Below are 22,953 nucleotides of genomic sequence, written 5' to 3'. Positions count from 1 at the left end.
CGGACAGCGCGCAACAACCGGAGCGTACACGTAGTACGCGAGGATTGTGAGCACTGCCCTGGTTCAAAATGGCAAGTAAAATAGCCTAATAAACCAAACTCTAAGCCACATCTCAGAGCTTATGCCCTGGGCAAGAAACTCGACGAGCTTTGCAGATAGTCAAAGAACCATCTGATGATGAAGCTGAACTCTGGAATGAGCTGCGACTTCTGCCAGTCTTCACTTTTTGAGAACCCGGTAAAGGTATCAAGGAAGAACAGTATCGCAGCTACAATCAGCACGCCACGCAACGCCCCGAAACAGATCCCGAGCACCCTGTCCGTTCCTGACAGACCGGTTTTCTCGACCAGCTGACCTATCACGTAATTCACGATAGCGCCGACTAACAGCGTCGCGATAAACAATACCGCGATGGCGATTCCATTTCGGACCAGTTCATCTTCAAAGCCCGTGAACCAGACAGACAGGTAAGTGTAGTAATGACTGGCAACAAAGAAAGCACAACCCCATGTCACCAGCGATAACGCTTCACGTACAAAGCCACGGATCAGGCTAACCAGACAGGAAAAACCAATCACCGCAATGATGGCGTAATCAATCCAGACCATATGTGTCCCACGATTAAACGCCCTGTCATCCAGTTCGGGGCGAATTCTAACAGAAAAAGAAAACGTTTGCGTAGGGATTTCCTTCCCGCGCGTAAATAAAAAAGGCGCTGAAAAAATGTTCAACGCCACAGGCTTTTTACGTCTCTGCGGACGTATGTTTCCCTCACCCCAGGGGGAGAGAGGAAGATCAGTTCGCGCTGTAATTCATCACCACACCGCTCAGACCAGAGATTTGCTTCAGTTCGCCAAGCGATCCTTTCAGCTTATCTTTAGATGCTTCCGGCCCCACGAGAATACGGGTGATTTTACCCTGTACAGGCGTGGAAGGTGAAGTGTAAACCCGATAACCCGCACTGCGCAGTTTACCCACTACCTCATTGACTTTATCGGCATTTTTTAGCGCACCGAGCTGCACAACGTAGGCTTTACCGGTTGGGGCAGCATCCTGCTGAGCCGGTTTTGCCGGAGGCGGTGTTTCTGACGCAGCCGCAAGCTGATCGGTGGTTTTATCACGCTGCGGTTTTGGCTGTGGTTTCTCGACAGGTTTCGGTTTTTCAACAGGCTTAGGCTGCTCAACCGGAACAGGCACAGGATCGATTTCACTGTTGGTGTTCACTGCCAGACGAGAAGGATCGAGCGACGGTGCCGCAGCATCCCCTGCCCGCACCTCTTCAGCCGCACCTTCCGGGGGCTGAGCAGGCAGAGCCTGAGTGGCAGCAGGAGACATATCAGGCTCGTCACGGTCGCCCGGTTTAGGGACCAGCGGGATTGCCGCGAATTCGTCCTGATAATGCTTTTTCTGCCCGTCGAGCAAACCGGGGAGAATAATCACCCCCAGCGCAACAAGCACAATGGTTCCTGTTAAACGGTTCTGAAACTTACTCGCCACCGGTTCTCCCCGCGTCCATCACTTCCATGACATGTGCTACGGTGTGGAACGACCCACACACCAGCACGGTATCTTCTGGGTTAGCATCTGCCATCGCAGCTTCCCAGGCCAGCGCCACGCTTTTATAGATTTCGCCTTTGCCGAGATGTTCCATCAACTGTTCGGCAGTGGCGCCACGTGGCCCCTCCAGTGGAGCACAATACCAGCAATCGACCACAGTCTCCATGCAGGCCAGCGTGCCAGCGATATCTTTATCATGAAGCATACCGATAACCGCCAGGACGCGCCCGGTTTTTGGTAACGATTTAAGACGTCCGGCAAGATATGCTGCCGCATGAGGGTTATGCGCCACATCCAGGATCACGCGCGGTGACTCACTGACAATCTGGAAACGCCCGGGCAGAACCGCATTCCGGATGCCATCGCGAATCGCCTGTTCACTAACGTTCAGTCCACTGGCACGCAGCGCTGCCAGTGCGGTTGCCGCATTCGGCTGCGGCACCTGCGGCAGCGGCAGGTTTTCCAGCGCACCCTGAGCATCGCTGAAACGCCAGCCGTTTTCCTGCACCTCGTACTGCCAGTCAACCCCGCGACGCAGTAGCACAGCGCCCTTCTCTTTCGCAACGTCAGCAATGGTGTGCGGCATATCCGGCTCGCCTACTACAGCAGGCCTGTTAGCGCGGAAAATACCGGCTTTCTCGCGGCCAATGCTTTCCCTGTCCGGCCCCAGCCAGTCGGTATGATCCAGGGCAATACTGGTCACCACGGAGACATCAGCATCCACCATATTGGTGGCATCAAGACGCCCGCCCAGGCCAACTTCCAGAATCACGACATCAAGCTGTGCCTGCTTAAACAGCCACAATGCAGAGAGCGTACCGTATTCAAAATAAGTTAATGAGATCTCACCGCGCGCGGCTTCGATTTCGGCAAAGGAGGCGGTATGGGCAGATTCCGGCAATTCGCTGTTCTGTACGCGCACACGCTCGGTATAACGCACCAGATGCGGAGAGCTGTAAACGCCAACCTTAAAGCCCGCGGCCATCAGTATCGATTCCAGCGTGCGGCAGGTGGTACCTTTACCGTTAGTGCCCGCAACAGTAAACACGAAAGGTGCCGGTTTTAACACGTCCAGACGCGCGGCGACCTGGCTTACGCGCTCAAGCCCCATATCAATAGTTTTACTGTGCAGGTTTTCCAGATAAGAAAGCCACGCGGCCAGGGGCGACGTGGCTTGGGGAATGCTGTTATTTTCCATGATGCCCGGTTGTCATTAACGATTAGAAAGAAAAAGGGCAGCGCCAACCGGCCCTGCCCTTTTCAGTTATCAGGCTTCGGGTTCCTGATCCGGTACGACCACGCCTTCGCGCGGCTCATCCGGGTTAGGCGCTGGCAGATTCATCAGCTTCGCCAGAATGCTTGCCAGTTTCAGGCGCATTTCCGGGCGGCGAACGATCATGTCGATAGCGCCTTTCTCGATAAGGAATTCACTGCGCTGGAATCCAGGCGGCAGTTTTTCACGTACGGTTTGTTCGATAACGCGAGGGCCCGCAAAGCCGATCAGCGCTTTTGGCTCAGCGATGTTCAGATCGCCCAGCATCGCGAAGCTTGCAGAGACACCACCCATGGTTGGGTCGGTCAGTACAGAAATGTACGGCAGACCGCGTTCCTGCATTTTCGCCAGCGCAGCAGAGGTTTTCGCCATCTGCATCAGGGACATCAGCGCTTCCTGCATACGTGCGCCACCAGAGGCGGAGAAGCAGATCAGCGGGCAGTTGTCTTCCAGCGCCTGCTCTACAGCACGAACGAAACGCGCCCCCACTACGGAGCCCATTGAGCCACCCATAAAGGAGAACTCAAACGCTGCGGCAACAACCGGCATCTCGTGCAGAGTGCCTTTCATCACGATCAGCGCGTCTTTCTCGCCAGTCTCTTTCTGAGCAGAGGCCAGACGATCTTTGTATTTTTTGGAATCGCGGAACTTCAGCACGTCTTTCGGCTCGAGTTCGCTACCCAGTTCTACCAGAGAACCTTCGTCCAGCAGACTATGCACGCGGTTACGCGCCGACATGCGCATGTGGTGGTCACACTTAGGACACACCTCAAGATTGCGTTCCAGCTCCGCGCGGTACAGAACCTGGCCGCAGCTATCACACTTCGTCCATACCCCTTCTGGAATACTCGCTTTACGAGTCGGGGTTATGTTGCTTTTAATTCGTTCAATCCAGCTCATTGATAACCTTTCTGCCTGAACCTGGTCGGATGCCAGTTTTGCTATAAGAGGCGAATAATGCCATTTTTGCCTCCAACAGACCATGAATGTTGCACATTAAAACATAACAGCCCGAAACTTTGGATAAAAAAGTGGTCGAACCGCCGATGTGCATTTACTTCGCTTGTTTTGCCGCCGCGCGTCTGTGGCGAATAATTTCGATAACGCCTGGCAGGATTGAGAGCACAATAATGGCTACAATCAGCAACTTAAGGTTTTCCTGCACCACCGGAAGGTCACCAAACAGGTAACCTGCGTAGGTAAACAGCAGTACCCACAGCAGTGCACCAACAACGTTGTACGCCGCAAAGTGACGATAGGACATATGGCCCATTCCTGCCACAAAGGGGGCAAAAGTACGAACAATTGGCACAAATCGCGCAAGGATAATAGTTTTGCCGCCATGACGTTCGTAGAACGCGTGCGTTTTGTCTAAGTAGCTACGGCGGAAAATCTTCGAGTCAGGGTTGCTGAATAATCGCTCACCGAACACCCGACCAATGGTGTAGTTGAGGGCATCACCCACAATCGCTGCGACAACCATCAGCGCCACCATCATATGTACATTCAGATCATTCGTTGGCAGCGCCGATAACGCCCCGGCAACGAACAGCAGCGAATCTCCCGGCAGGAAAGGTGTAACTACCAAGCCGGTTTCACAGAACAGGATCAGGAACAGAATGGCATATACCCACACGCCATATTGTGCGACCAGCTCCGCCAGGTGAACATCGATATGCAGAATGAAATCAATCAGAAAACGTATTAAGTCCATATTATCTAAGCCTTAATTGCACCTTGTTTAGTCCGCTAAAAATAGCGGGCCCATTGGCGGTTTAGGAAGGTCAAACCGTTCCGGATAATCGACTGATACCAGATACAGCCCTTCAGCTTTCGCCGTTGCTGCCGCAAGCGTTCTGTCCTTAACTGCCAGCAGTTCTGCAATCCAGCTCTCCGGCTGGTGTCCGGCGCCCACTTCCATCAGGCTGCCAACAATATTCCTGACCATATGATGTACAAAGGCATTGGCTTTGATATCTACCACCACATATGCGCCATAACGACTGACGTTAATGTGCATGACGTTACGCCACGGCGTACGGGACTGACACTGCACCGCACGGAACGACGTAAAGTCATTTTCTCCTAACAAAGACTGCGCCGCACGGTGCATACGTTCTGCATCCAGCGGTTCATAAAAATGGGTCACGCCCTGGCTTAACACCGCAGGACGCAGGCGCTGGTTATAGATGACATAGCGGTAGCGGCGTGCGGTGGCGCTGAAGCGCGCATGAAAATCATCCGGCACAGCTTTCACCCAACGAACCGCAATGTCTCCAGGTAAATTCGCATTTACGCCCAGCGTCCATGCGGCGTCTTTACGTTCAGCGGTGGTTTCGAAATGAACCACCTGCCCGGTGCCGTGGACACCGGCATCCGTGCGGCCAGCGCACAGGACGTTGATCGGCTCATTCGCCACCTGAGAGAGCGCTTTTTCCAGCTTTTCCTGGACGCTGCGCACTTCATTCTGACGCTGCCAGCCATAGTATTTACTGCCATCGTATTCGATACCGAGGGCAATTTTATGAACTGGCTTTTGTTCCACTTCCGACATTAGTACAGGTACTCCTGCACCAGTTTTTCAGCAATTTTTACCGCCATCAGCGCGCCGCCAAAGCGCACGTTATCGGCAACGGACCAGAACTGAACTTGCTCCGGCATCCCGTAGTCGTTACGCACACAGCCAACGGAAAGGTGTGCGCTACCGGTGGCATCGCCAACCTGGGTCGGGAATTCGCTCTCTTCAGACAGCGCGATATCGTCACCACGACCAAACGCATCGCGCGCTTCTTCCGCCGCCAGCGGGCGCAGTGCTTCAAAACTCACCATCTGCGCATGACCATAGAAAACAGGTGACTGCACCACGTTTGCGGAGATCATCAGGCCATCGTCCTGCATAATTTTGCGGGTTTCATCAACGATACGGCGTTCTTCGCGCACTGAGCCTTCGCGGTCTGGCAGCAATGGCAGCATGTTGAAAGCCAGCTGACGACCAAAGAAATCGTCTTCGTCAATCGGGATGCCGTTCAGCAGCTTCGCACTCTGCCCCGCCAGCGCATCGACGGCCTTTTTGCCGTTCGCGGAGGCGGACAGCAGGCTGGTCACGGTGATACGTGACAGGCCGCCATCGTCGATCAGCGGTTTCAGCGCGGTAAGCAGCTGGCTGGTCAGGCTACCTGGAACCGCAATGATATTGCGGTTACGGTAGTCAGCCAGAACAAACGGGTTCACATCCGGCACAACCAGCGGAACATCAGGCTCCATTGAGAACAGGCCGCTCAGATCAATCACCAGGCAGCCGGAGTTGGTGGCGTCTTCAATGTAAGACGCGGTGGCTTCAACGCCAGCTGCGAAAAACGCCAGCTGCGCCTGCGTCCAGTCGAATTCGGCCGCATCCTGAACCATGACGGATTTACCGGCAAAACGCAGATGTTCGCCTGCGCTGTCGGTACGCGCCAGGGCGTAAATCTCTCCCACCGGGAACTGACGCTCAGCAAGGGTTTCAAGCAGGGCTTCGCCCACGGCGCCAGTGGCACCTAAAATGGCAATGTTCCAGCCTTCAGACATGGTGGTTTACTCCAGAAATAAAAAAGCGTCCCTGCCGGAGTATCCGACAGGGAGCATTAAGAAGACATTAACGCGCCGGGTTATGTGTGGCGTTAAAACCCAGTCGATGCAGCAGCGTCGCCGCCGCTGCGTCGTCGCACATTACGTACAGGGAAGACCATTCACGACGCTCAAGATAGTTCTTGCGCAGCTTGTCAAATTCACCCGGAATACCTGCGACTTTTCGCAGCAGCGCGTCATCGCGGCGCACATCATACACCAAATGCACCAGTCTTTTCAGCGTAGCCTCATCAAGCGGGCCATGCAGCGTGATGCGACCAAATTCCGGTGCAGGCAGCAACATATCCAGCGCGACCTGCTGCGGTTTGCCAATAAAGGCGCTATAGGCTTCAAAGACCTGCGTGGTACCACGCGCTTTGCCTTCAAGGGTATAGCCTGCAATATGCGCGGTGGCCACATCGGCCCTGTTGAGCAGCTCAACATTAAGTTCCGGTTCAGGCTCCCACACGTCCAGTACGACGCTCAGTTCCTGCCCTTCTTTCAGGCATTTCAGCAGCGCCGCATTGTCAACAACCGGGCCACGGCAGGCATTTATCAGAATAGTGCCAGGCTTCAGACGGCGGATAAGGGTTTCATCAACCAGATGCAGCGATTTATACGGGCCATCTTTGAAGAGAGGCGTATGGAAGGTGATGACATCGCACTGCGCGACCAGCTCGTCTAGCGTGCGGAAATCCCCCTCATCACCCTTATCTTTACGCGGCGGGTCGCACAGCAGCGTACGGATGCCCAGCGCTTCAAGGCGCTTTTGCAGACGTCCGCCGACGTTGCCCACCCCCACAATTCCCACCGTGCGGTCTTTCAGAGCAAAACCATCGCGCTCGGCCAGCATCAGGAGTGAGGAGAAAACATATTCCACTACAGCAATGGCATTGCAACCCGGTGCGGCAGAGAAACCAATCCCCGCCTGGCTGAGCCATTGGTCATCCACATGATCGGTCCCTGCAGTTGCCGTCCCGACAAATTTCACTGCTTTGCCGGAAAGTAACGACTCATTTACTTTGGTCACCGAACGCACCATCAGCGCGTCAGCATCATCCAGCTCGTTGACTGGAATTGGGCGACCCGGGACAGCCTTAACCTCACCCAGGCGGCTAAACAGCTCACGGGCGTAAGGCATATTTTCATCAACGAGGATTTTCACGTCTGAGTACCTGTTTGAGAGGAAGAAAACCTGCCAAGTGTGCCATAATCTTGCCGCCAGGCATACACGAAACCCTAGTTTAGGCAGAGTTTTGACTTTAAGGATTTTTGACGATGCAGCCCATTTCAGGTACGCCTCCGCGCCCTCCCGGTGAAGGCCCCGTAACCCCCAATGTCGCAGGTGAACAACCGCTATCCACGCAACAGCGTACCGTGCTGGAGCGCCTGATAACACGCCTGATAGCCCTCACTTCCCAGCAAAACGCAGAGGTATGGGCCGGGGTGAAGCATGATTTAGGAATAAGAAACGACGCGCAGCTCCAGTCGCGTCACTTCCCTGCTGCAGAGCAAAACCTGAATCAGCGCCTGAATTCGGCACAACTTAACCACAATACTCGCCAGATTATTGCGCAGTTGACTGAGCTGTTGGGCCAGGGCAATAACCGCCAGGCGGCGAGCGATTTCATTCGCCAGCAGTACGGCCAGACCGCGCTCAGCCAGCTCACACCAGAACAGTTAAAGACCGTGCTGACGCTTTTGCAAACCAATCAGCTTGCTATCCCTCAGCCGCAGCAGCGCCCGGCGACCGAACGCCCGCTACTGCCCGCAGAGCACAATACGCTTAAGCAAATGGTGACAAAACTGGCGGCCGCGACGGGCGAACCGACGAAGCTAATCTGGCAATCGATGCTGGAACTTTCTGGTGTGAAAGCCGGAGAGATGATCCCGGCAAAACAGTTTACCCATCTGGTTACGTGGCTCCAGGCGCGCCAGACACTCAGCACCCAGAGCGCCCCGACCCTGCAAACGTTACAGGCAGCACTAAAACAACCGCTTGAGCCGCATGAGTTTGAGGCTGTTCAGGATTACGCCCAACAAACCTGGCAGGCAACGCCGCAAACGATACTGACCACGCCGCAGGTGCAGGATTTGCTGAATCAGATCTTTGTCCGCCGCGCAGAACGCGAAGGCGGTATACCTGAAGCGCGCAACATTCAGCCGATCTACAGCCCGCTGTTTGCGCCGGTAGTGGAGACGTTCAGAACCTTGTCTGCCCGCCCTGGGTTGATGTTTATTGCGCTGTTGGTGGCACTGGCGATTTTCTGGCTGGTTGCGTGATGTTTTGCCCGGTGGCACTTCGCTTAGCGGGCCTACAACGACTCGAACCGTAGGCCGGGTAAGGCGCAGCTGCCACCCGGCAACAATGGCTCAAGACCTGCGAAACGCCACCAGTGTCACCACGATCCCAACAACCGCGGATACCGCACCTGCCAGGAAGACGGACGGATAACCAAAGGATGTGGCAAGCACTCCCGCCAGTGGTCCGGTCACCCCGTAGGAGATATCCTGAAACGCGGCATAACCGCCAAGAGCAGTCCCTCTGACCTGCGGCTGAACACGTTTAACCACCTCGACGCCGAGCGCCGGGAAAATAAGCGAGCAACCGCAGCCGGTCAAAGCCGCGCCAAGCAGAGCAACAGACGCCACAGGTGCCTGCCAGAGCATGACCAGACCGATGGCCTCAATCACCAGCGATACCACCGCCACTTTCACCCCACCGAAGCGATCCGGCATCCAGCCGAACAGTACGCGCATCAGCACAAAGGCACCACCAAAGGCCGTCAGGGTAAAACCGGCCATCGCCCAGCCACGGCTTATAAAGTAAAGCGAGACAAATGTGCCAATCACCGCAAAGCCGACGCCCTGCAAGGCTAATCCCAGCCCGGGTTGCCAGATTTTCCCGACCACACTCCACAGGGACGGACGTTCACCTTTATGAGCAGGCACTTTACGCACCGAACCGTTGAACGCCCACGCCAGCAGTGGCAGCACCATGGTCGTACCCGCCAGCGCTGCAAAACCAAACTGACTGTTGATCAGCAGCCCTAATGGTGCCCCCGCGGCCAGTGCGCCATAAATGGCCATCCCGTTCCAGGACATCACTTTACCCGAACACGCCGGGCCAACCAGCCCCATTCCCCAGGTCAGGGTGCCGGTCAGGAGCTGGCTTTCACCAAACCCCAGAATCAGACGCCCCACAATCAGCAGCGCAAATTTATACAGGGGCTCCACAGGCAGGAGTGCCGCCACTAGCCAGGCGCCACCTGCCAGCCCGCAGGCGAACATGCCCTGTAGCGCAGAACGTTTAGCCCCGTGCTGATCGGCCAGCCGTCCGGCATAACCACGCGTTAATACCGTGGCTAAAAACTGGATACCGACGGCAATGCCGACCATGGTGTTGCCATAGCCCAGCTCCTGATGAACGAACAGCGGGATCACCGGTAGCGGCAGGCCAACGGTCATGTAGGTCAGGAATACTGCAAAGGCGATGCGAAACAGAGACACGTTCCCGGAGGAGGCATTTTTTGCTGAGGTAACGGCCGTCATGCATAACTCCATGTTCAGGCATAAAAAAAGGGAGCCATCAGGCTCCCTTCTACTATACATTCAAAAACTTATGCTTTCAGCTTACGCATAACCAGGGTGGCGTTTGTGCCGCCGAAACCAAAGCTGTTGGACATTACGGTAGTCAGTGTCGCTTCAGTTGGTTTGGTTACGATGTTCAGGCCAGCAGCCTGCTCATCCAGCTCTTCCACGTTGATGCTTGGGGCGATAAAGCCGTTTTCCAGCATCAGCAGAGAGTAGATGGCTTCCTGCACGCCAGCCGCACCCAGAGAGTGACCGGTCATCGCTTTAGTTGCAGAGATTGCCGGACCGTTGTCGCCAAACACTTCACGGATCGCACCCAGCTCTTTCACGTCGCCTACCGGAGTAGAAGTACCGTGGGAGTTCAGGTAGTCGATTGGGGTATCAATGCCATGCATTGCCATCTTCATGCAGCGCACTGCGCCTTCGCCAGATGGTGCAACCATGTCAGCGCCGTCAGACGTTGCGCCGTAACCCACGATTTCAGCATAGATGTGAGCACCACGAGCCAGAGCGTGTTCCAGCTCTTCAACCACAACCATACCGCCACCGCCAGCGATAACGAAGCCGTCACGGTTCGCATCATAGGTACGGGAGGCTTTGTCTGGCGTTTCGTTGTATTTGGTGGACAGTGCGCCCATCGCATCGAACTCACAGGCCATTTCCCAGCCCAGCTCTTCGCCGCCGCCAGCAAATACGATGTCCTGTTTGCCCAACTGGATCTGCTCAACCGCATTACCGATACAGTGCGCGGAAGTCGCACAAGCGGAGCTGATGGAGTAGTTAACGCCGTGGATTTTAAACGGCGTTGCCAGGCACGCGGAAACCGCTGAACCCATCGCTTTGGTCACAACGTAAGGACCCACAGCTTTCAGGCCGCGCGGGCTACGCATCGCGTCAGCACCAAATACCTGGGCTTTAGAAGAACCACCGGAGCCTGCAATCAGACCAACACGCGGGTTGTTCTGGTAAACTTCTTCGCTCAGACCGGCGTCAGCAATGGCTTCCTTCATAGAAAGATAGGCGTAAATAGAGGCATCGTTCATGAAACGAACCACTTTACGGTCGATCAAACCGGTGGTGTCCAGTTTGACGTTACCCCATACGTGGCTACGCATTCCCGAATCTTTAAACTCTTCAGAGAAAGTGATCCCGGAGCGTCCTTCACGCAGAGATGCCAGGACTTCCTGCTGGTTATTACCGATGCTGGAAACGATGCCCAGGCCAGTAATCACTGCACGTTTCATTCAATACCTCTGTAAGTCGCACTATATTAAGTTTCGAGTCGCACAATAGCGTACACTTGTACGCCGAACAAGTCCGATCAGCCAATTTCTGCGGAAATTTGCGCCGATGGGCTCACATCGTTAAGATCGTGCCACTGCCTGCCAGACGAGTAACTTACGTGAAACAAAACGCCATACAACCCGCCAACCTCGAATTCAACGCTGAGGGTACACCTGTTTCCCGAGATTTTGATGATGTCTATTTTTCTAATGATAATGGACTCGAGGAAACCCGGTATGTTTTCCTGGGCGGAAACCAGCTTCCCGATCGTTTCCCTTCGCATCCGCGCAGCCAGTTTGTGGTAGCGGAAAGTGGTTTTGGTACCGGGCTTAATTTCCTCACCCTCTGGCAGGCGTTTAACCAGTTTCACGCGACGCATCCTGAGGCTACGCTACAAAGATTACATTTCATCAGTTTCGAAAAATTTCCGCTGACCGCGCACGATCTGGCGCTCGCGCATCAGCACTGGCCAGAACTTGCCCCCTGGGCCGGGCAGCTTCAGGCGCAGTGGCCACCGGCCGTTGGTGGCTGCCATCGCCTGTGGCTTGACGGCGGGCGCGTGACGCTGGATTTATGGCTTGGCGACATCAACGACCTGACCGATAAGCTCGACGATACACATAATCAGAAAGTGGACGCCTGGTTCCTGGATGGTTTCGCTCCCGCCAAAAACCCGGATATGTGGAGCCAGCATCTGTTTATGGCAATGGCGCGACTGGCACGCCCAGGTGCAACGCTTGCTACCTTCACCTCAGCAGGTTTTGTCCGCCGCGGGTTACAGGAAGCAGGCTTTACCATGCAGAAAACCAAAGGATTTGGCCGCAAACGTGAAATGCTGACGGGCGTGATGGAGCAAACTCTGGAGCAACACGCTCAGGCCCCCTGGTTTGCCCGTTGCGCCAGCACATCCCACGAGACCGCAATTATTGGCGGGGGCATTGCCAGCGCCCTGCTCTCTCTCGCGCTTTTGCATCGGGGCTGGAAAGTGACGCTTTACTGCGCTGATGACGCCCCGGCAACAGGCGCATCGGGTAATCGTCAGGGCGCGCTCTACCCGCTGTTGAGCGCACACGATCCAGCGCTGAGCCAGTTCTTCCCGGCGGCATTCGCCTTTGCCCGCCGCCTGTACGACAACCTGCCGGTGTCATTCGATCATGACTGGTGCGGCGTCACGCAACTCGGATGGGATGAAAAGAGCCAGCAAAAAATCATGCAAATGCTCTCTCTGGAATTACCACCCGAGATAGCCCGCCCGGTAACGGCGCAACAGGTCCTGGAAAGCACCGGCCTCAAAACCGGTTGCGATGGCATTCAGTATCCGCATGGCGGCTGGCTATGCCCGGCAGAACTGACCACTGCGGCAATCAGCCTTGCCCAGTCACGCGGATTGACGGTGCACTACTCCCGTGAGATTGCGTCATTGAGCCGGGACGACGAGCATTGGTCCCTGCACTTTACCCAGGGTGAGCACGCGCAACATGCCAGCGTGGTGCTGGCGAACGGGCACCACATCAACCAGTTTAGCCAGACGAAAAACCTGCCGCTCTATCCGGTCGGCGGTCAGGTCAGCCATATTCCCGCAGCGCCTGAACTGAGCAAACTGCGCCAGGTACTGTGCTATGACGGCTATCTGACACCGCAAAACCCGTCTAACGGGCATCACTGCATCGGTGCCAGCTACCATCGTGGCGCGACGGAGATGCACTACAGCGAAGAAGACCAGCACCAAAATCGTCAGCGCCTGATTGACTGCTTCCCGCAGGCTGGCTGGGCGAAAGAGGTGGACATCAGCGCCGGAGAAGCGCGCTGCGGCGTGCGCTGCGCCACCCGCGATCATCTGCCAATGGCAGGTAATGTGCCGGACTATGATGCAACCCTTGAGGCTTATCGGGATCTCGCCGAAAACAGGGAAAACGCAGTCAGTGCTCCGGTGTACCCGGATCTGTTTATGCTGGGCGGATTGGGATCCCGCGGATTGTGTTCTGCGCCGCTGCTGGCTGAAGTGCTGGCCGCGCAGATGAGCGACGAGCCAATTCCGCTGGACGGGGTTACGTTGGCGGGGCTCAATCCGAATCGCTTGTGGGTGAGAAAATTGCTGAAGGGAAAGATGGTTAAGTAAGGTGCGGTCTGGTGCCCTCTCCCACAGGGAGAGGGGATCCACGACTTAACGTTTGGCCTGCTGGAACAACGTGTCCCACATACCCAACACTAGCGTCTGGTCGCGCGGGGAGAGTTCACCCGCCTGAATGGCTTTCTCAAGGCTGCGAGTCACTTCCTGATGCACGGCTTCAGCAGAGTGATCGTCCCCTGCTTCCAGCTCGGCAACCGCCAGCGTCAGGTGACCACGCAGATAACCGCTGGCGAACAGCTCATCATCACTGGCGTGTTCCACCATGTCATCAATTAACGCCAGAATGCGTGATTCAAATTCTGCGATCATCTTATTTCCTCAGTTAAAGATCTTCCGGCCACGGGAAGCAATCCGCCGTCATCTCCGGCGTGTGGTAATAATTCTGTAAAGCCCTGATGAGAGTCGCCGGACGTGCCGGGATCCCTTTTTCAAGATATTCCATCACCTGCGCATGCACACGGCGCTGGAAGACAATGCGGTCCGGCTCGAAGTCACCTTCGAGGTTGTCACAGCTGACATTAAACGGAAATCCTGCCGCTACGCACAGCAACCATTCCAGCGCCTGCGGTTTCACTTCTACGTCTTCAAACTGCCCCTGGGTCGCGGCGTCGCGTCCGTCCGGGCAGTACCAGTAACCGAAGTCCACCAGCTCACGACGCGCTTTTCCCGCAATACACCAGTGAGAGATCTCATGCATCCCGCTGGCATAAAAGCCGTGCGCAAACACAATTCGGTTGTACGGGATCTCTGCATCAGCAGGAAGATAGATCGGTTCGTCGTCGCCTTTAATCAGACGTGTATTAAAATCAGCGGCAAAACAGCCATCAAAGATCTCAATCAGCTGTTCGTAATTATGCTTACTGTCCATTAGTTCATCCCCAACCAGTGGAGGATCTCCTGTCCATGGCTATCATAAAGAAGCTTGGAACTCATCACCGCCGACACCACAACAATCATCGGACGGATCAGTTTCTGCCCTTTGCTTAACACCAGACGCGAGCCTGCGCGCGCACCCAAAAATTGCCCCGCCATCATCACAAACCCGGTCGCCCAGATAACTTTTCCACCAATGATGAACAACAGCAAGCCGCCTACGTTGGAGGTCGCATTGAGTACTTTGGCATGAGCAGTCGATTTGGCGAGGTTAAACCCGGCCAGCGTCACAAACGCTAAGGCATAAAATGAACCTGCACCTGGCCCGAAGAAGCCATCGTAAAAACCGACGCAACCACCCGCGATCAGTGCAAACGGCAAACCATGCAGGCGACGCTGTCTGTCTTCTTCGCCAAGCCGTGGCATCAGTAAAAAGTACAGGCCAATACAGATAACCAGGATGGGCAGGATCTGACGCAAAATGTCGGACTGCACGTGCTGAACCAGCAGTGCGCCAGACGTAGAGCCGATAAAGGTCATCAGGATATTCAGTTTCTGATCGGCAAGATTAACCACCTTACGGCGGATAAAATAGAGCGATGCGGATAGAGACCCGCCACAAGCCTGAAGCTTATTGGTTGCCAGGGCCTGTGCAGGGTTCATGCCAGCGGCCAGCAGGGCCGGAACAGTCAGCAAACCGCCCCCACCCGCCAGCGCATCAATAAATCCGGCTAACATAGCGACAAAAAACAGCACCACCAGCAGCGTGGGTGACACCATAAACAGATCGACGAAATTATCCATTAGAGTACATGCTCATCCAGTAGCGCCTGGCAGGAAGGCGGCAACGGAGGCGGTGTCTTCTTCTCAGGCTTAGAGGTTCCAGGTTTTGCAGGTTCAAACCAGCTTTGCAGTTCCGCGCCACAGCCATCGCCTGGCGGCGGTAACGGCTGATCTTCGCATTCAAGACTGTTTGCCGGGCAACGCAGACGAACGTGCATATGCGCACGATGCTGGAACCACGGGCGCACTTTGCGCAGCCAGTCGCGATCGGTGCCGGCATCCTGGCAGAGCTGCTGTTTAATGGCCGGGTTCACAAAAATCCGCGTGACGTCGTTATCTTTCGCCGCCAGCTTGATCATGCTGGAGACATCCTGCGACCAAAGTGAGGGCACAACGTTTTTACCGTCGCCCGCGACCAGATCCAGCGCCTGCGGTTTCAGTAGTTGTGAGGAACTCCAGCGCGCTTTCGGCAGTTGCAAGAAGATATCGACATCCAGTCCGGTCTGGTGGCTGGCGTGTCCACTGTTGAAACGCCCACCGGCAGGCATTCCCATATCGCCGATGAGCATGGTCCCCAGCCCCAGATTGTGCACCTGGTTGCCCAGACGCTGAATAAACAGCACCAGGTCCGGGTGACCAAAATAGCGGCGCTGGTCAGTGCGCATCACCTGATAGGTGTCTGATTGCAGCGGCAACTCTTGTGCGCCAACGATACAGCCGTTCGAAAATGCACCAATAGACTGCGCACTCCCCGCTACCGGATGGCTGATTTTTTGCCACGGTGTAGCAGCCAGACTGGCTCCACTGGCGAGTAACGCCAGCAGAGCAATTGCGGTTTTTTTCATGTTTACCAGCGTGGAATGGTGGTCGTCACATCCGCATTCTGCGCGCGCTGGCGCAGGAAGTGATCCATCAGCACAATCGCCAGCATCGCTTCAGCAATCGGCACTGCGCGGATCCCCACGCACGGATCATGACGGCCTTTCGTGATCATCTCGACTTCTTCACCAGAGCGGTTAATCGTATGACCCGGTACGGTAATGCTGGAGGTTGGTTTCAGTGCGATGTTAGCGACAATCTGTTGCCCGCTGCTGATCCCGCCAAGAATACCGCCCGCGTGGTTGCTCTGGAAACCGTCTTTGGTAATTTCGTCACGGTTCTGGCTACCACGAAGCTGAATCACGCCAAAACCGTCGCCAATCTCAACGCCTTTCACCGCATTGATGCTCATCATCGCGTGGGCAATATCAGCGTCAAGACGGTCAAAGACCGGCTCGCCCCAGCCTGCGGGAACGCCATCTGCCACAACGGTCACTTTGGCACCGATGGAGTCGCCCTCTTTCTTCAGGCCACGCATCAGTTCGTCCAAAGCCTCCAGCTTATCGGCATCGGCGCAGAAGAACGGGTTTTGTTCAACCTGGTCCCAGTCTTTAATCGCCAGCGGAATGTCGCCCATCTGGGTCAGACAACCGCGGATAACGATGCCAAATTTTTGCGCCAGGTATTTTTTCGCGATCGCGCCTGCGGCTACACGCATGGCAGTTTCACGCGCGGAAGAACGACCGCCACCGCGATAATCACGAAAACCGTATTTTTGCTCGTAGGTGTAGTCAGCATGACCCGGACGGAAGACGTCTTTGATGGCACCGTAGTCCTGCGAACGCTGATCGGTGTTTTCAATCAGCAAGCCAATGCTGGTACCGGTGGTACGGCCTTCGAACACGCCAGAGAGAATTTTGACCTGGTCCGGCTCGCGACGCTGCGTGGTGTAGCGAGAGGTGCCAGGGCGACGACGGTCGAGGTCGTGCTGTAAATCAGCTTCGGTCAGCTCGATGCCTGGCGGGACGCCATCAACGATACAACCCAGTGCCAGCCCGTGCGACTCACCAAAGGTGGTCACGCGGAATAATTGTCCAATACTGTTTCCTGCCATCACGGCTCCGCTGTCGTTATTTGTGTTTGAGCGTTGTGAAACGGGCCGAAGCCCGCTGGATTAATCTTTGTAAATGCTGAAGTGTTCACGCGCGTCGAGAAGCTGCGCTTTGGTCAACATAAAGACGCCATCACCGCCGTTGTCGAACTCGAGCCAGGTGAACGGCACATCCGGGTACTGCTCTATCAGATGTACCATGCTGTTGCCGACTTCACAAATCAGAACGCCATCGTCGGTCAGATAATCCGGCGCGCAGGCCAGAATACGACGCGTCAGTTTCAGGCCATCAGAGCCTGATGCCAGCCCCAGCTCCGGCTCGTGGCGATACTCATTTGGCAGATCGGACATGTCTTCCGCATCTACATACGGCGGGTTAGTCACGATCAGATCGTACTGGAGCACAGGCAGATCGCGGAACAGATCAGAGCGGATCGGCGTAACGTGATGGATAAGCCCATGCTCTTCAATGTTGTGTTCAGTCACGGCCAGCGCATCGGTGGAGATATCCACGGCATCCACTTCCGCTTCCGGGAAGGCATAAGCACAGGCAATAGCGATACAACCGCTGCCGGTACACATGTCCAGAATATGCTGCGGCTGGTGATTAATCAGGCCATCGAAGTGGTTGTTGATCAGCTCACCGATCGGCGAGCGCGGTACCAGAACACGTTCATCAACATAGAATTCGTGGCCACAGAACCAGGCTTTGTTGGTCAGATAGGCAACAGGAATACGTTCGTTAACGCGACGGATCACGCGCTCAACGATGCGATGTTTTTCGCTGGAGGTCAGGCGCGCACTGCGCATGTCTTCAGGGATATCCAGCGGCAGATAGAGTGACGGCAGCACCAGCTGAACAGCCTCATCCCACGGGTTATCGGTACCATGACCGTACCAGATATTCGCGGCGCTGAAGCGGCTAACCGACCAGCGCAACATGTCCTGTATGGTATGCAGCTCGTTTACTGCTTCATCGACAAATATTTTATCCACTCTTTCCTCCAGGGCACGCTCGCATAATTTTCGGCGGCTAGTTTGCCATGAAGACGGCGATAAATCAGCAATGACGCTTACTGCTTGAGGTTAAAAAATGCGTTTAGTCAGGTACACTATTGGAAATAAGAGATGAGACAGGCTAATGAAAAAGAAAACAACGCTCAGCCAGGAGGATCAGTCGCTCTTCCGTCAGCTCATGACCGGAACGCGTCAAATCAAGCAGGACACCATTGTCCAACGCCCGATTCGTAAGAAAATCACTGAAGTACCGGTTAAACGTTTATTGCAGGAACAGGCTGATAACAGCCACTATTTTTCGGATGAATTCCAGCCGCTGCTCAATACCCAGGGCGCAGTGAAGTATGTACGTGAAGACGTCAGCCACTTTGAGCTGAAAAAATTACGTCGGGGAGATTATTCGCCGGAACTGTTTCTCGATCTGCACGGGTTAACCCAGATGCAGGCGAAGCAAGAGCTGGGGGCATTAATTGCCGCGTGCCGTCGGGAACACGTTTTTTGTGCCTGCGTGATGCACGGCCACGGTAAACATATTCTGAAGCAGCAAACGCCGTTATGGCTTGCCCAACACCCGCACGTGATGGCATTTCATCAGGCACCAAAAGAGTACGGCGGAGATGCCGCATTACTGGTGTTGATTGAAGTGGAAGAGTGGCAGCCACCAGAACTGCCCTGACAGACTGGCGGGTGGCCCCGCCAGAATGCAAGTCAGGTCAAATAGCTTTCGCCATCTTCAGATTGCACGGACTCATTTGCCAGTTAAAGACCCCTTTGCCCGTTTCGTCGAGTGTGACGTTAGCAATGGCAGAAGTCGTAAACATCGGTGGCGTTTCGCCCGGGCACAGTTCAGATACCAGATAGCCAACCAGTGGCAGGTGGGAAATGACCAGTGCAGAGGAGACTCCCTCATTGCACAGCGCCTGAAGATACGCGCTCACAAGGCCAACATCGCCGCACGGCGTGAGTTCTGGGAGAACATCGACGTCGGAAGGCAGGATCATACACTCACCCACCACTTCAAGGGTCTGTTCTGCACGCAGGAACGGACTCACCAGAACACGTTCGATGTCCACTTTTTGACCTTCAAGCCAGGTAGCCATTTGACGGGATTCGTCGCAGCCACAAAGGGTCAAAGGACGTACTGAGTCACTGGCGGCATCGAGTGCCGCGTCGCCGTGACGCATGATAAAAACTTGCATATTGCACCGCTTTTGTTAACCAGAATCACCAGCGCTGACTACCTGGGATGATGCCATAGAGGTAGAAAACCTGGTGGCCGGGCATTGTGCCTGATCCATTCGGTGAATGAAACGCTGTTTTTTACCTCAATGGCGTAAGTATAGTCAATCTTTGTTTACAAATTCGCCAAAACAGGTTCGCTCAACTCAGGATTTACCCTTCTTTGACCTCAACTTACGAGGCCAGTTTCCCTTGCAGACCAAAAAGTTTGGCCGCGTTCCGCCATTTGCAATAATTCGTCACAGGGCGTAAACCGCGGACCAAATTGCGTGGCAAGACGTTGCAGAGTGGCAACCACTTCACCCGCTCCCAGTGTATCCATGTAACGGAACGGGCCGCCAAGGAACGGCGGGAAACCGATACCAAAAACAGCACCTATGTCACCATCGCGTGCGCTTTTGATTACCTGCTCGCCAAAGCAGCGCGCTGCTTCGTTAAGCATCATCATCACACAGCGTTCAGCACACTGAACCGCCGACAGTTTTCCCTGCCCGGTTGCTGAAATAAGCCCATAAACCGAAGGGTCGACCTGTTTCTTGCTTTTACGCCCTTTCTGCACGTAAAGATAGAAACCGCGTTCATTTTTTCTGCCTTTGCGATCGTCCTTCAATATTGCTGAAACAATGTTTGCAGGCGGGCTAAAACGATCTCCATATGCGGCCTCCAGCACTGGTATAATTTTAGTGCCGGTATCTATTCCTACCTCATCCAAAAGTTGGATTGGGCCAACCGGGAAGCCAAACTTAACCAGTGCCTCGTCTACATGTTCGATCTTCTCCCCTTCCGTCAGTAGCCGCATCGCCTCATTTATATAAGGCGCAAGAATACGGTTAACGTAAAAACCGGCTTTATCGGCCACCACAACCGGGGTCTTGCCCTGCATTTTGGCAAGCTTCACTACGGTTGCGATGGTCTGCGGGCTGGTCGTGGCGTGTGGAATGACCTCCACCAGCGGCATTTTTTCGACCGGGCTAAAGAAATGCAGGCCAATCACCTGTTCAGGACGCGCCGCGTGCATCGCAATATCACCAATCGGTAACGATGAGGTGTTAGAGGCAAAGATGGTATGGGGTGCGCAATGCTGCTCGACATCCGCGACCATCTTTTGCTTCAGCGCTAAATCTTCAAATACCGCTTCAATAACAAGGTCACGATGGGCAAAACCGCTATAGTCAGTCGCACCCGAAACCAGCGCCAGCGTTTTGTCTCGCTCACTTGCCTTTATATGGCGCCGTTTGACCTTTTGATCAAGCAACTGCCAGCTGTATTGCAGCGCATGATTAATCCCTTTCGGATTGATGTCTTTAATACGCACGGGCAATTTGCCCTTGCTGGCGGTCACAAAGGCAATACCGCCGCCCATCAGCCCGCCACCCAGTATTCCCACAGCGCGCAAAGATGCAGGTTCTGCGTCACTGCCCGGATCTTTTTTAACATCGGTGCTGGCAAAGAAGATGCTACGCAACGACTGAGACTGCGGCGTCATAGCCAGTTCACCAAAGGCCTTTGCCTCAGCGGCATATCCACTGCTGCTGCCGTGCGCCAGACCGGTTTCAATCACCTCCAGAATGCGCGTGGTTGCCGGGTAATTGCCCTTCGCTTTTTGCTCTGTTTTTTTACCGACCATACTGAAAAGCAGCGCGCGTCCAAGTGGCCCCGCCAGGATACGCTCGCGTACCGGCAGATGCCGTTTGGCCTGGCGCCCTTTCAACGCCCGCTCAACTGCGGCTTCCAGCAATATCGAATGCGGCACAACCTCATCCACCAGACCCGTCCTCAGCGCCTGACGCGCACGAAGTTGTTTGCCGGTTAAGATCATCTCCAGCGCCGTACTGACGCCAACCAGTCGCGGTAAACGCTGCGTGCCACCCGATCCTGGTAGCAGTCCAAGTTGTACTTCGGGTAAGCCTAAAACGGTTTTCGCATCGTCGGTACATATCCGGCTGTGACAGGCCAGGGCAAGTTCCAGCCCGCCACCGAGACACGCTCCGTGAATAGCCGCAATCACCGGAACAGGCAACGCGTGGATCTCAGCCATCACCTGCTGCCCCTGCCGCGCCAGGTCTTCCGCCTCCTGGGCGCTTTTTGCACGGGCGATCATGTTGATATCCGCCCCGGCAATAAAGTTATCTGATTTGGCCGAAATAAAGACCAGCCCACGAAGGTCTTTATTTTCGCGGATCTGCTTTAACATCGCCCGCACCTGAACACCAAACTCGGCCTTCAGGGTATTCATCTTTTCGCCAGGGACATCAATAGTGACAACAGCGACGTTATCGGGGCGAACATTCAGCGTAAATGCCGATGTCATGTCCATTATTCAGCCTCCACAACCATTGCCGCACCCAGCCCACCCGCCGCACAGGCGGTGACCAGCCCAAATCCGCCGCCGCGGCGACGCAGTTCATGTAATGTTTGGGTTATCATTCGCGCGCCCGTGGCCGCGAAAGGATGGCCGTAAGCGATAGAGCCACCCAATACGTTAAATTTGCTTTCGTCCACTTCACCGGTGGCGTTTGCCCGCCCCAGAACTTCGCGTGCGAATCTGTTGCTTGCCAGAAGCTGCAAGTTTGCCAGTGTTTGTGCGGCAAAGGCTTCGTGCATATCAATGAGCGTCAAATCAGCCAGCGTTAACCCGGCGCGCTCCAGTGCCAGTGGCGTAGACCAGGCAGGGCCTAACAGCATGTCCTGCCAGACATCAATAGCCGTAAACGCGTAGCTGCGCAGATAACCCAGCGGTTTTATGCCCAGCTCTCTGGCGCGGGATTCGGTCATCAGGATCACAGCGGCGGCGCCGTCCGTCAGTGGCGTACTGTTGGCGGCGGTAACGGTGCCATGTTTGCGATCAAATGCCGGGCGTAGTTTTGCATAATCCGCCAGCGTCGACGTGCCACGAATATTGTTATCTTCCACAAGCGGTTCACGGTAAGGGGGAACATAGGCGGTCATCACCTCGTCGGCCAGTTTGCCTTCAGACCAGGCTTTTGCGGCGAGCTGGTGCGAACGGTGTGCCAACGCATCCTGCTGTTCACGCGTGATGCCATAGGTTTTCGCCATCTGCTCGGCGGTATCGCCCATGCGCAGACCGGTCGAATACTCTGCCACGGCGGGCGGTACAGGCATCAGGTCGCGTAAACGCAGGCGTGAGAAGAGTTTGAGTCGCTGCCCGGTGGTACGGGCTTTATTGACGTCCACCAGAATGCGGGCCAGCTTTTTACTAACCCCGATTGGCAGTACGGAAGAGGAGTCGGCACCGCCGGCAATTCCCGCGCGGATTGTACCGGTCATCAGGCTTTCCGCCACGTTGGCAACCGCCTGAAAACTGGTGGCACACGCGCGGCTGACGCTATAAGCATCGGTATGCACGTTCATGCCTGTACCCAGAACAATTTCACGCGCAATGTTGGGCGCTTCCGGCATTTGCACGACCTGGCCGAAAACCAGCTGTTCAATGACCTCAGGTGGTATTTCGCTGCGAGCCAGCATCTCTCCCACCACCATTTTTCCCAGATCGACCGCCGGGATGCCGTGAAACGCCGTTGCCTGACGCGCAAACGGCGTGCGCAACCCGCTGACAATGGCGATGCGGTCACCTTGTCGGGTGATAAGCGGTAATGCCTGACTCATAACACTCCCCTGTAAAATTCATGCTCAACGCAAAGTGGT

22 protein-coding genes are annotated in these 22,953 nt (G+C 55.2%); 3 read left to right on the top strand and 19 right to left on the bottom strand.

Annotated elements, in window-relative coordinates:
* Nucleotides 1-119: 119 nt before the first annotated feature.
* From cvpA to pdxB, 8 genes are all read right to left on the bottom strand, one after another.
* Entirely contained in the window at nt 120-608 is a 489-nt protein-coding gene (gene cvpA / locus ACS603_RS07435) for a colicin V production protein (RefSeq protein WP_014071138.1), read from the bottom strand.
* Nucleotides 609-795: 187 nt separating this feature from the next.
* Nucleotides 796-1,497, bottom strand: coding sequence for a cell division protein DedD (dedD, locus tag ACS603_RS07430; protein ID WP_182061892.1), 702 nt, complete (start codon nt 1,495-1,497; stop codon nt 796-798).
* Nucleotides 1,487-2,755 carry a bifunctional tetrahydrofolate synthase/dihydrofolate synthase gene (gene folC / locus ACS603_RS07425; protein ID WP_315686293.1) on the bottom strand — a complete coding sequence of 423 codons (1,269 nt, stop codon included), beginning with the start codon at nt 2,753-2,755 and terminating at the stop codon, nt 1,487-1,489. Before folC ends, dedD begins: the two co-directional genes overlap by 11 nt.
* Before the next feature lie 69 nt (nt 2,756-2,824).
* The gene (accD, locus tag ACS603_RS07420) at nt 2,825-3,730 is read right to left on the bottom strand and encodes an acetyl-CoA carboxylase, carboxyltransferase subunit beta (protein ID WP_182061894.1); all 906 of its coding nucleotides are present in this window, start codon (nt 3,728-3,730) and stop codon (nt 2,825-2,827) included.
* Between the two features lie 154 nt (nt 3,731-3,884).
* The gene (locus tag ACS603_RS07415) at nt 3,885-4,544 is read right to left on the bottom strand and encodes a DedA family protein (protein WP_014071141.1); all 660 of its coding nucleotides are present in this window, start codon (nt 4,542-4,544) and stop codon (nt 3,885-3,887) included.
* A 27-nt stretch (nt 4,545-4,571) separates the two neighbouring features.
* Entirely contained in the window at nt 4,572-5,384 is an 813-nt protein-coding gene (gene truA, locus ACS603_RS07410; protein WP_474944038.1) for a tRNA pseudouridine(38-40) synthase TruA, read from the bottom strand.
* Nucleotides 5,384-6,397 (bottom strand): aspartate-semialdehyde dehydrogenase, encoded by a 1,014-nt coding sequence (locus tag ACS603_RS07405; protein WP_446493638.1) that lies wholly within the window; start codon nt 6,395-6,397, stop codon nt 5,384-5,386. The genes truA and ACS603_RS07405 overlap by 1 nt, the downstream gene beginning before the upstream one ends.
* Nucleotides 6,398-6,464: 67 nt before the next feature.
* A complete protein-coding gene (gene pdxB / locus ACS603_RS07400) occupies nt 6,465-7,601 on the bottom strand; it encodes a 4-phosphoerythronate dehydrogenase PdxB (protein ID WP_474944037.1) in 1,137 nt (378 codons plus the stop codon).
* A 113-nt stretch (nt 7,602-7,714) separates the two neighbouring features.
* Between pdxB and flk the strand changes: the two genes are divergently transcribed.
* Nucleotides 7,715-8,719 (top strand): flagella biosynthesis regulator Flk, encoded by a 1,005-nt coding sequence (gene flk, locus ACS603_RS07395; RefSeq protein ID WP_315686298.1) that lies wholly within the window; start codon nt 7,715-7,717, stop codon nt 8,717-8,719.
* 90 nt (nt 8,720-8,809) lie between these two features.
* On the opposite strand, the gene ACS603_RS07390 is transcribed toward flk, so the two are convergent.
* On the bottom strand, nt 8,810-9,988 hold the full coding sequence (locus ACS603_RS07390) for an arabinose transporter (protein WP_474944036.1): 1,179 nt from the start codon (nt 9,986-9,988) through the stop codon (nt 8,810-8,812).
* Between the two features lie 68 nt (nt 9,989-10,056).
* A complete protein-coding gene (gene fabB / locus ACS603_RS07385; RefSeq protein WP_182061900.1) occupies nt 10,057-11,274 on the bottom strand; it encodes a beta-ketoacyl-ACP synthase I in 1,218 nt (405 codons plus the stop codon).
* 158 nt (nt 11,275-11,432) lie between these two features.
* Between fabB and mnmC the strand changes: the two genes are divergently transcribed.
* On the top strand, nt 11,433-13,433 hold the full coding sequence (gene mnmC / locus ACS603_RS07380) for a bifunctional tRNA (5-methylaminomethyl-2-thiouridine)(34)-methyltransferase MnmC2/FAD-dependent 5-carboxymethylaminomethyl-2-thiouridine(34) oxidoreductase MnmC1 (RefSeq protein WP_474944035.1): 2,001 nt from the start codon (nt 11,433-11,435) through the stop codon (nt 13,431-13,433).
* A 45-nt stretch (nt 13,434-13,478) separates the two neighbouring features.
* On the opposite strand, the gene ACS603_RS07375 is transcribed toward mnmC, so the two are convergent.
* From ACS603_RS07375 to prmB, 6 genes are read right to left on the bottom strand one after another with little or no spacing between them, the layout of a single operon-like run.
* The gene (locus ACS603_RS07375; RefSeq protein WP_014071149.1) at nt 13,479-13,754 is read right to left on the bottom strand and encodes a YfcL family protein; all 276 of its coding nucleotides are present in this window, start codon (nt 13,752-13,754) and stop codon (nt 13,479-13,481) included.
* A gap of 13 nt (nt 13,755-13,767) precedes the next feature.
* Complete coding sequence (locus ACS603_RS07370) at nt 13,768-14,313, bottom strand: elongation factor P hydroxylase (protein WP_182061902.1); 546 nt, start codon at nt 14,311-14,313, stop codon at nt 13,768-13,770.
* Nucleotides 14,313-15,122 (bottom strand): sulfite exporter TauE/SafE family protein, encoded by an 810-nt coding sequence (locus ACS603_RS07365; protein WP_446493642.1) that lies wholly within the window; start codon nt 15,120-15,122, stop codon nt 14,313-14,315. The genes ACS603_RS07370 and ACS603_RS07365 overlap by 1 nt, the downstream gene beginning before the upstream one ends.
* Nucleotides 15,122-15,946, bottom strand: coding sequence for a penicillin-insensitive murein endopeptidase (gene mepA, locus ACS603_RS07360; RefSeq protein WP_182061904.1), 825 nt, complete (start codon nt 15,944-15,946; stop codon nt 15,122-15,124). The genes ACS603_RS07365 and mepA overlap by 1 nt, the downstream gene beginning before the upstream one ends.
* A gap of 2 nt (nt 15,947-15,948) precedes the next feature.
* Nucleotides 15,949-17,034: a chorismate synthase gene (gene aroC, locus ACS603_RS07355; protein ID WP_182061905.1), complete on the bottom strand. Its 1,086-nt coding sequence runs from the start codon at nt 17,032-17,034 to the stop codon at nt 15,949-15,951.
* Nucleotides 17,035-17,094: 60 nt separating this feature from the next.
* The gene (prmB, locus tag ACS603_RS07350) at nt 17,095-18,027 is read right to left on the bottom strand and encodes a 50S ribosomal protein L3 N(5)-glutamine methyltransferase (protein WP_182061906.1); all 933 of its coding nucleotides are present in this window, start codon (nt 18,025-18,027) and stop codon (nt 17,095-17,097) included.
* A gap of 145 nt (nt 18,028-18,172) precedes the next feature.
* Here prmB and smrB point away from each other — a divergent pair, with 145 nt between their 5' ends.
* Complete coding sequence (gene smrB / locus ACS603_RS07345; RefSeq protein WP_182061907.1) at nt 18,173-18,724, top strand: endonuclease SmrB; 552 nt, start codon at nt 18,173-18,175, stop codon at nt 18,722-18,724.
* A gap of 37 nt (nt 18,725-18,761) precedes the next feature.
* On the opposite strand, the gene sixA is transcribed toward smrB, so the two are convergent.
* From sixA to fadI, 3 genes are all read right to left on the bottom strand, one after another.
* Nucleotides 18,762-19,247, bottom strand: coding sequence for a phosphohistidine phosphatase SixA (gene sixA / locus ACS603_RS07340; protein WP_182061908.1), 486 nt, complete (start codon nt 19,245-19,247; stop codon nt 18,762-18,764).
* Nucleotides 19,248-19,456: 209 nt separating this feature from the next.
* Nucleotides 19,457-21,604, bottom strand: a complete 2,148-nt coding sequence (gene fadJ, locus ACS603_RS07335; RefSeq protein WP_182061909.1) for a fatty acid oxidation complex subunit alpha FadJ — start codon at nt 21,602-21,604, stop codon at nt 19,457-19,459.
* Nucleotides 21,604-22,914, bottom strand: coding sequence for an acetyl-CoA C-acyltransferase FadI (gene fadI / locus ACS603_RS07330; protein WP_474944034.1), 1,311 nt, complete (start codon nt 22,912-22,914; stop codon nt 21,604-21,606). The genes fadJ and fadI overlap by 1 nt, the downstream gene beginning before the upstream one ends.
* Nucleotides 22,915-22,953: the final 39 nt, after the last annotated feature.

The sequence above is a fragment of the Enterobacter sp. Li2LvB3 genome, from assembly GCF_056156645.1.
The sequence above is the reverse complement of the archived record's forward strand: the minus strand, read 5'-3'. Positions and strand labels throughout refer to the sequence as shown.

What these genes read in the sequence shown, in the direction of transcription:
- fadI (WP_474944034.1), bottom strand. Translation starts at nt 22,914, where the DNA reads ATGAGTCAGGCATTACCGCTTATCACCCGACAAGGTGACCGCATCGCC.
- smrB (WP_182061907.1), top strand. Translation starts at nt 18,173, where the DNA reads ATGAAAAAGAAAACAACGCTCAGCCAGGAGGATCAGTCGCTCTTCCGT.
- cvpA (WP_014071138.1), bottom strand. Translation starts at nt 608, where the DNA reads ATGGTCTGGATTGATTACGCCATCATTGCGGTGATTGGTTTTTCCTGT.
- ACS603_RS07390 (WP_474944036.1), bottom strand. Translation starts at nt 9,988, where the DNA reads ATGACGGCCGTTACCTCAGCAAAAAATGCCTCCTCCGGGAACGTGTCT.
- folC (WP_315686293.1), bottom strand. Translation starts at nt 2,755, where the DNA reads ATGGAAAATAACAGCATTCCCCAAGCCACGTCGCCCCTGGCCGCGTGG.
- ACS603_RS07370 (WP_182061902.1), bottom strand. Translation starts at nt 14,313, where the DNA reads ATGGACAGTAAGCATAATTACGAACAGCTGATTGAGATCTTTGATGGC.
- ACS603_RS07375 (WP_014071149.1), bottom strand. Translation starts at nt 13,754, where the DNA reads ATGATCGCAGAATTTGAATCACGCATTCTGGCGTTAATTGATGACATG.
- aroC (WP_182061905.1), bottom strand. Translation starts at nt 17,034, where the DNA reads ATGGCAGGAAACAGTATTGGACAATTATTCCGCGTGACCACCTTTGGT.
- accD (WP_182061894.1), bottom strand. Translation starts at nt 3,730, where the DNA reads ATGAGCTGGATTGAACGAATTAAAAGCAACATAACCCCGACTCGTAAA.
- truA (WP_474944038.1), bottom strand. Translation starts at nt 5,384, where the DNA reads ATGTCGGAAGTGGAACAAAAGCCAGTTCATAAAATTGCCCTCGGTATC.
- ACS603_RS07365 (WP_446493642.1), bottom strand. Translation starts at nt 15,122, where the DNA reads ATGGATAATTTCGTCGATCTGTTTATGGTGTCACCCACGCTGCTGGTG.
- mepA (WP_182061904.1), bottom strand. Translation starts at nt 15,946, where the DNA reads ATGAAAAAAACCGCAATTGCTCTGCTGGCGTTACTCGCCAGTGGAGCC.
- fadJ (WP_182061909.1), bottom strand. Translation starts at nt 21,604, where the DNA reads ATGGACATGACATCGGCATTTACGCTGAATGTTCGCCCCGATAACGTC.
- flk (WP_315686298.1), top strand. Translation starts at nt 7,715, where the DNA reads ATGCAGCCCATTTCAGGTACGCCTCCGCGCCCTCCCGGTGAAGGCCCC.
- ACS603_RS07405 (WP_446493638.1), bottom strand. Translation starts at nt 6,397, where the DNA reads ATGTCTGAAGGCTGGAACATTGCCATTTTAGGTGCCACTGGCGCCGTG.
- fabB (WP_182061900.1), bottom strand. Translation starts at nt 11,274, where the DNA reads ATGAAACGTGCAGTGATTACTGGCCTGGGCATCGTTTCCAGCATCGGT.
- sixA (WP_182061908.1), bottom strand. Translation starts at nt 19,247, where the DNA reads ATGCAAGTTTTTATCATGCGTCACGGCGACGCGGCACTCGATGCCGCC.
- ACS603_RS07415 (WP_014071141.1), bottom strand. Translation starts at nt 4,544, where the DNA reads ATGGACTTAATACGTTTTCTGATTGATTTCATTCTGCATATCGATGTT.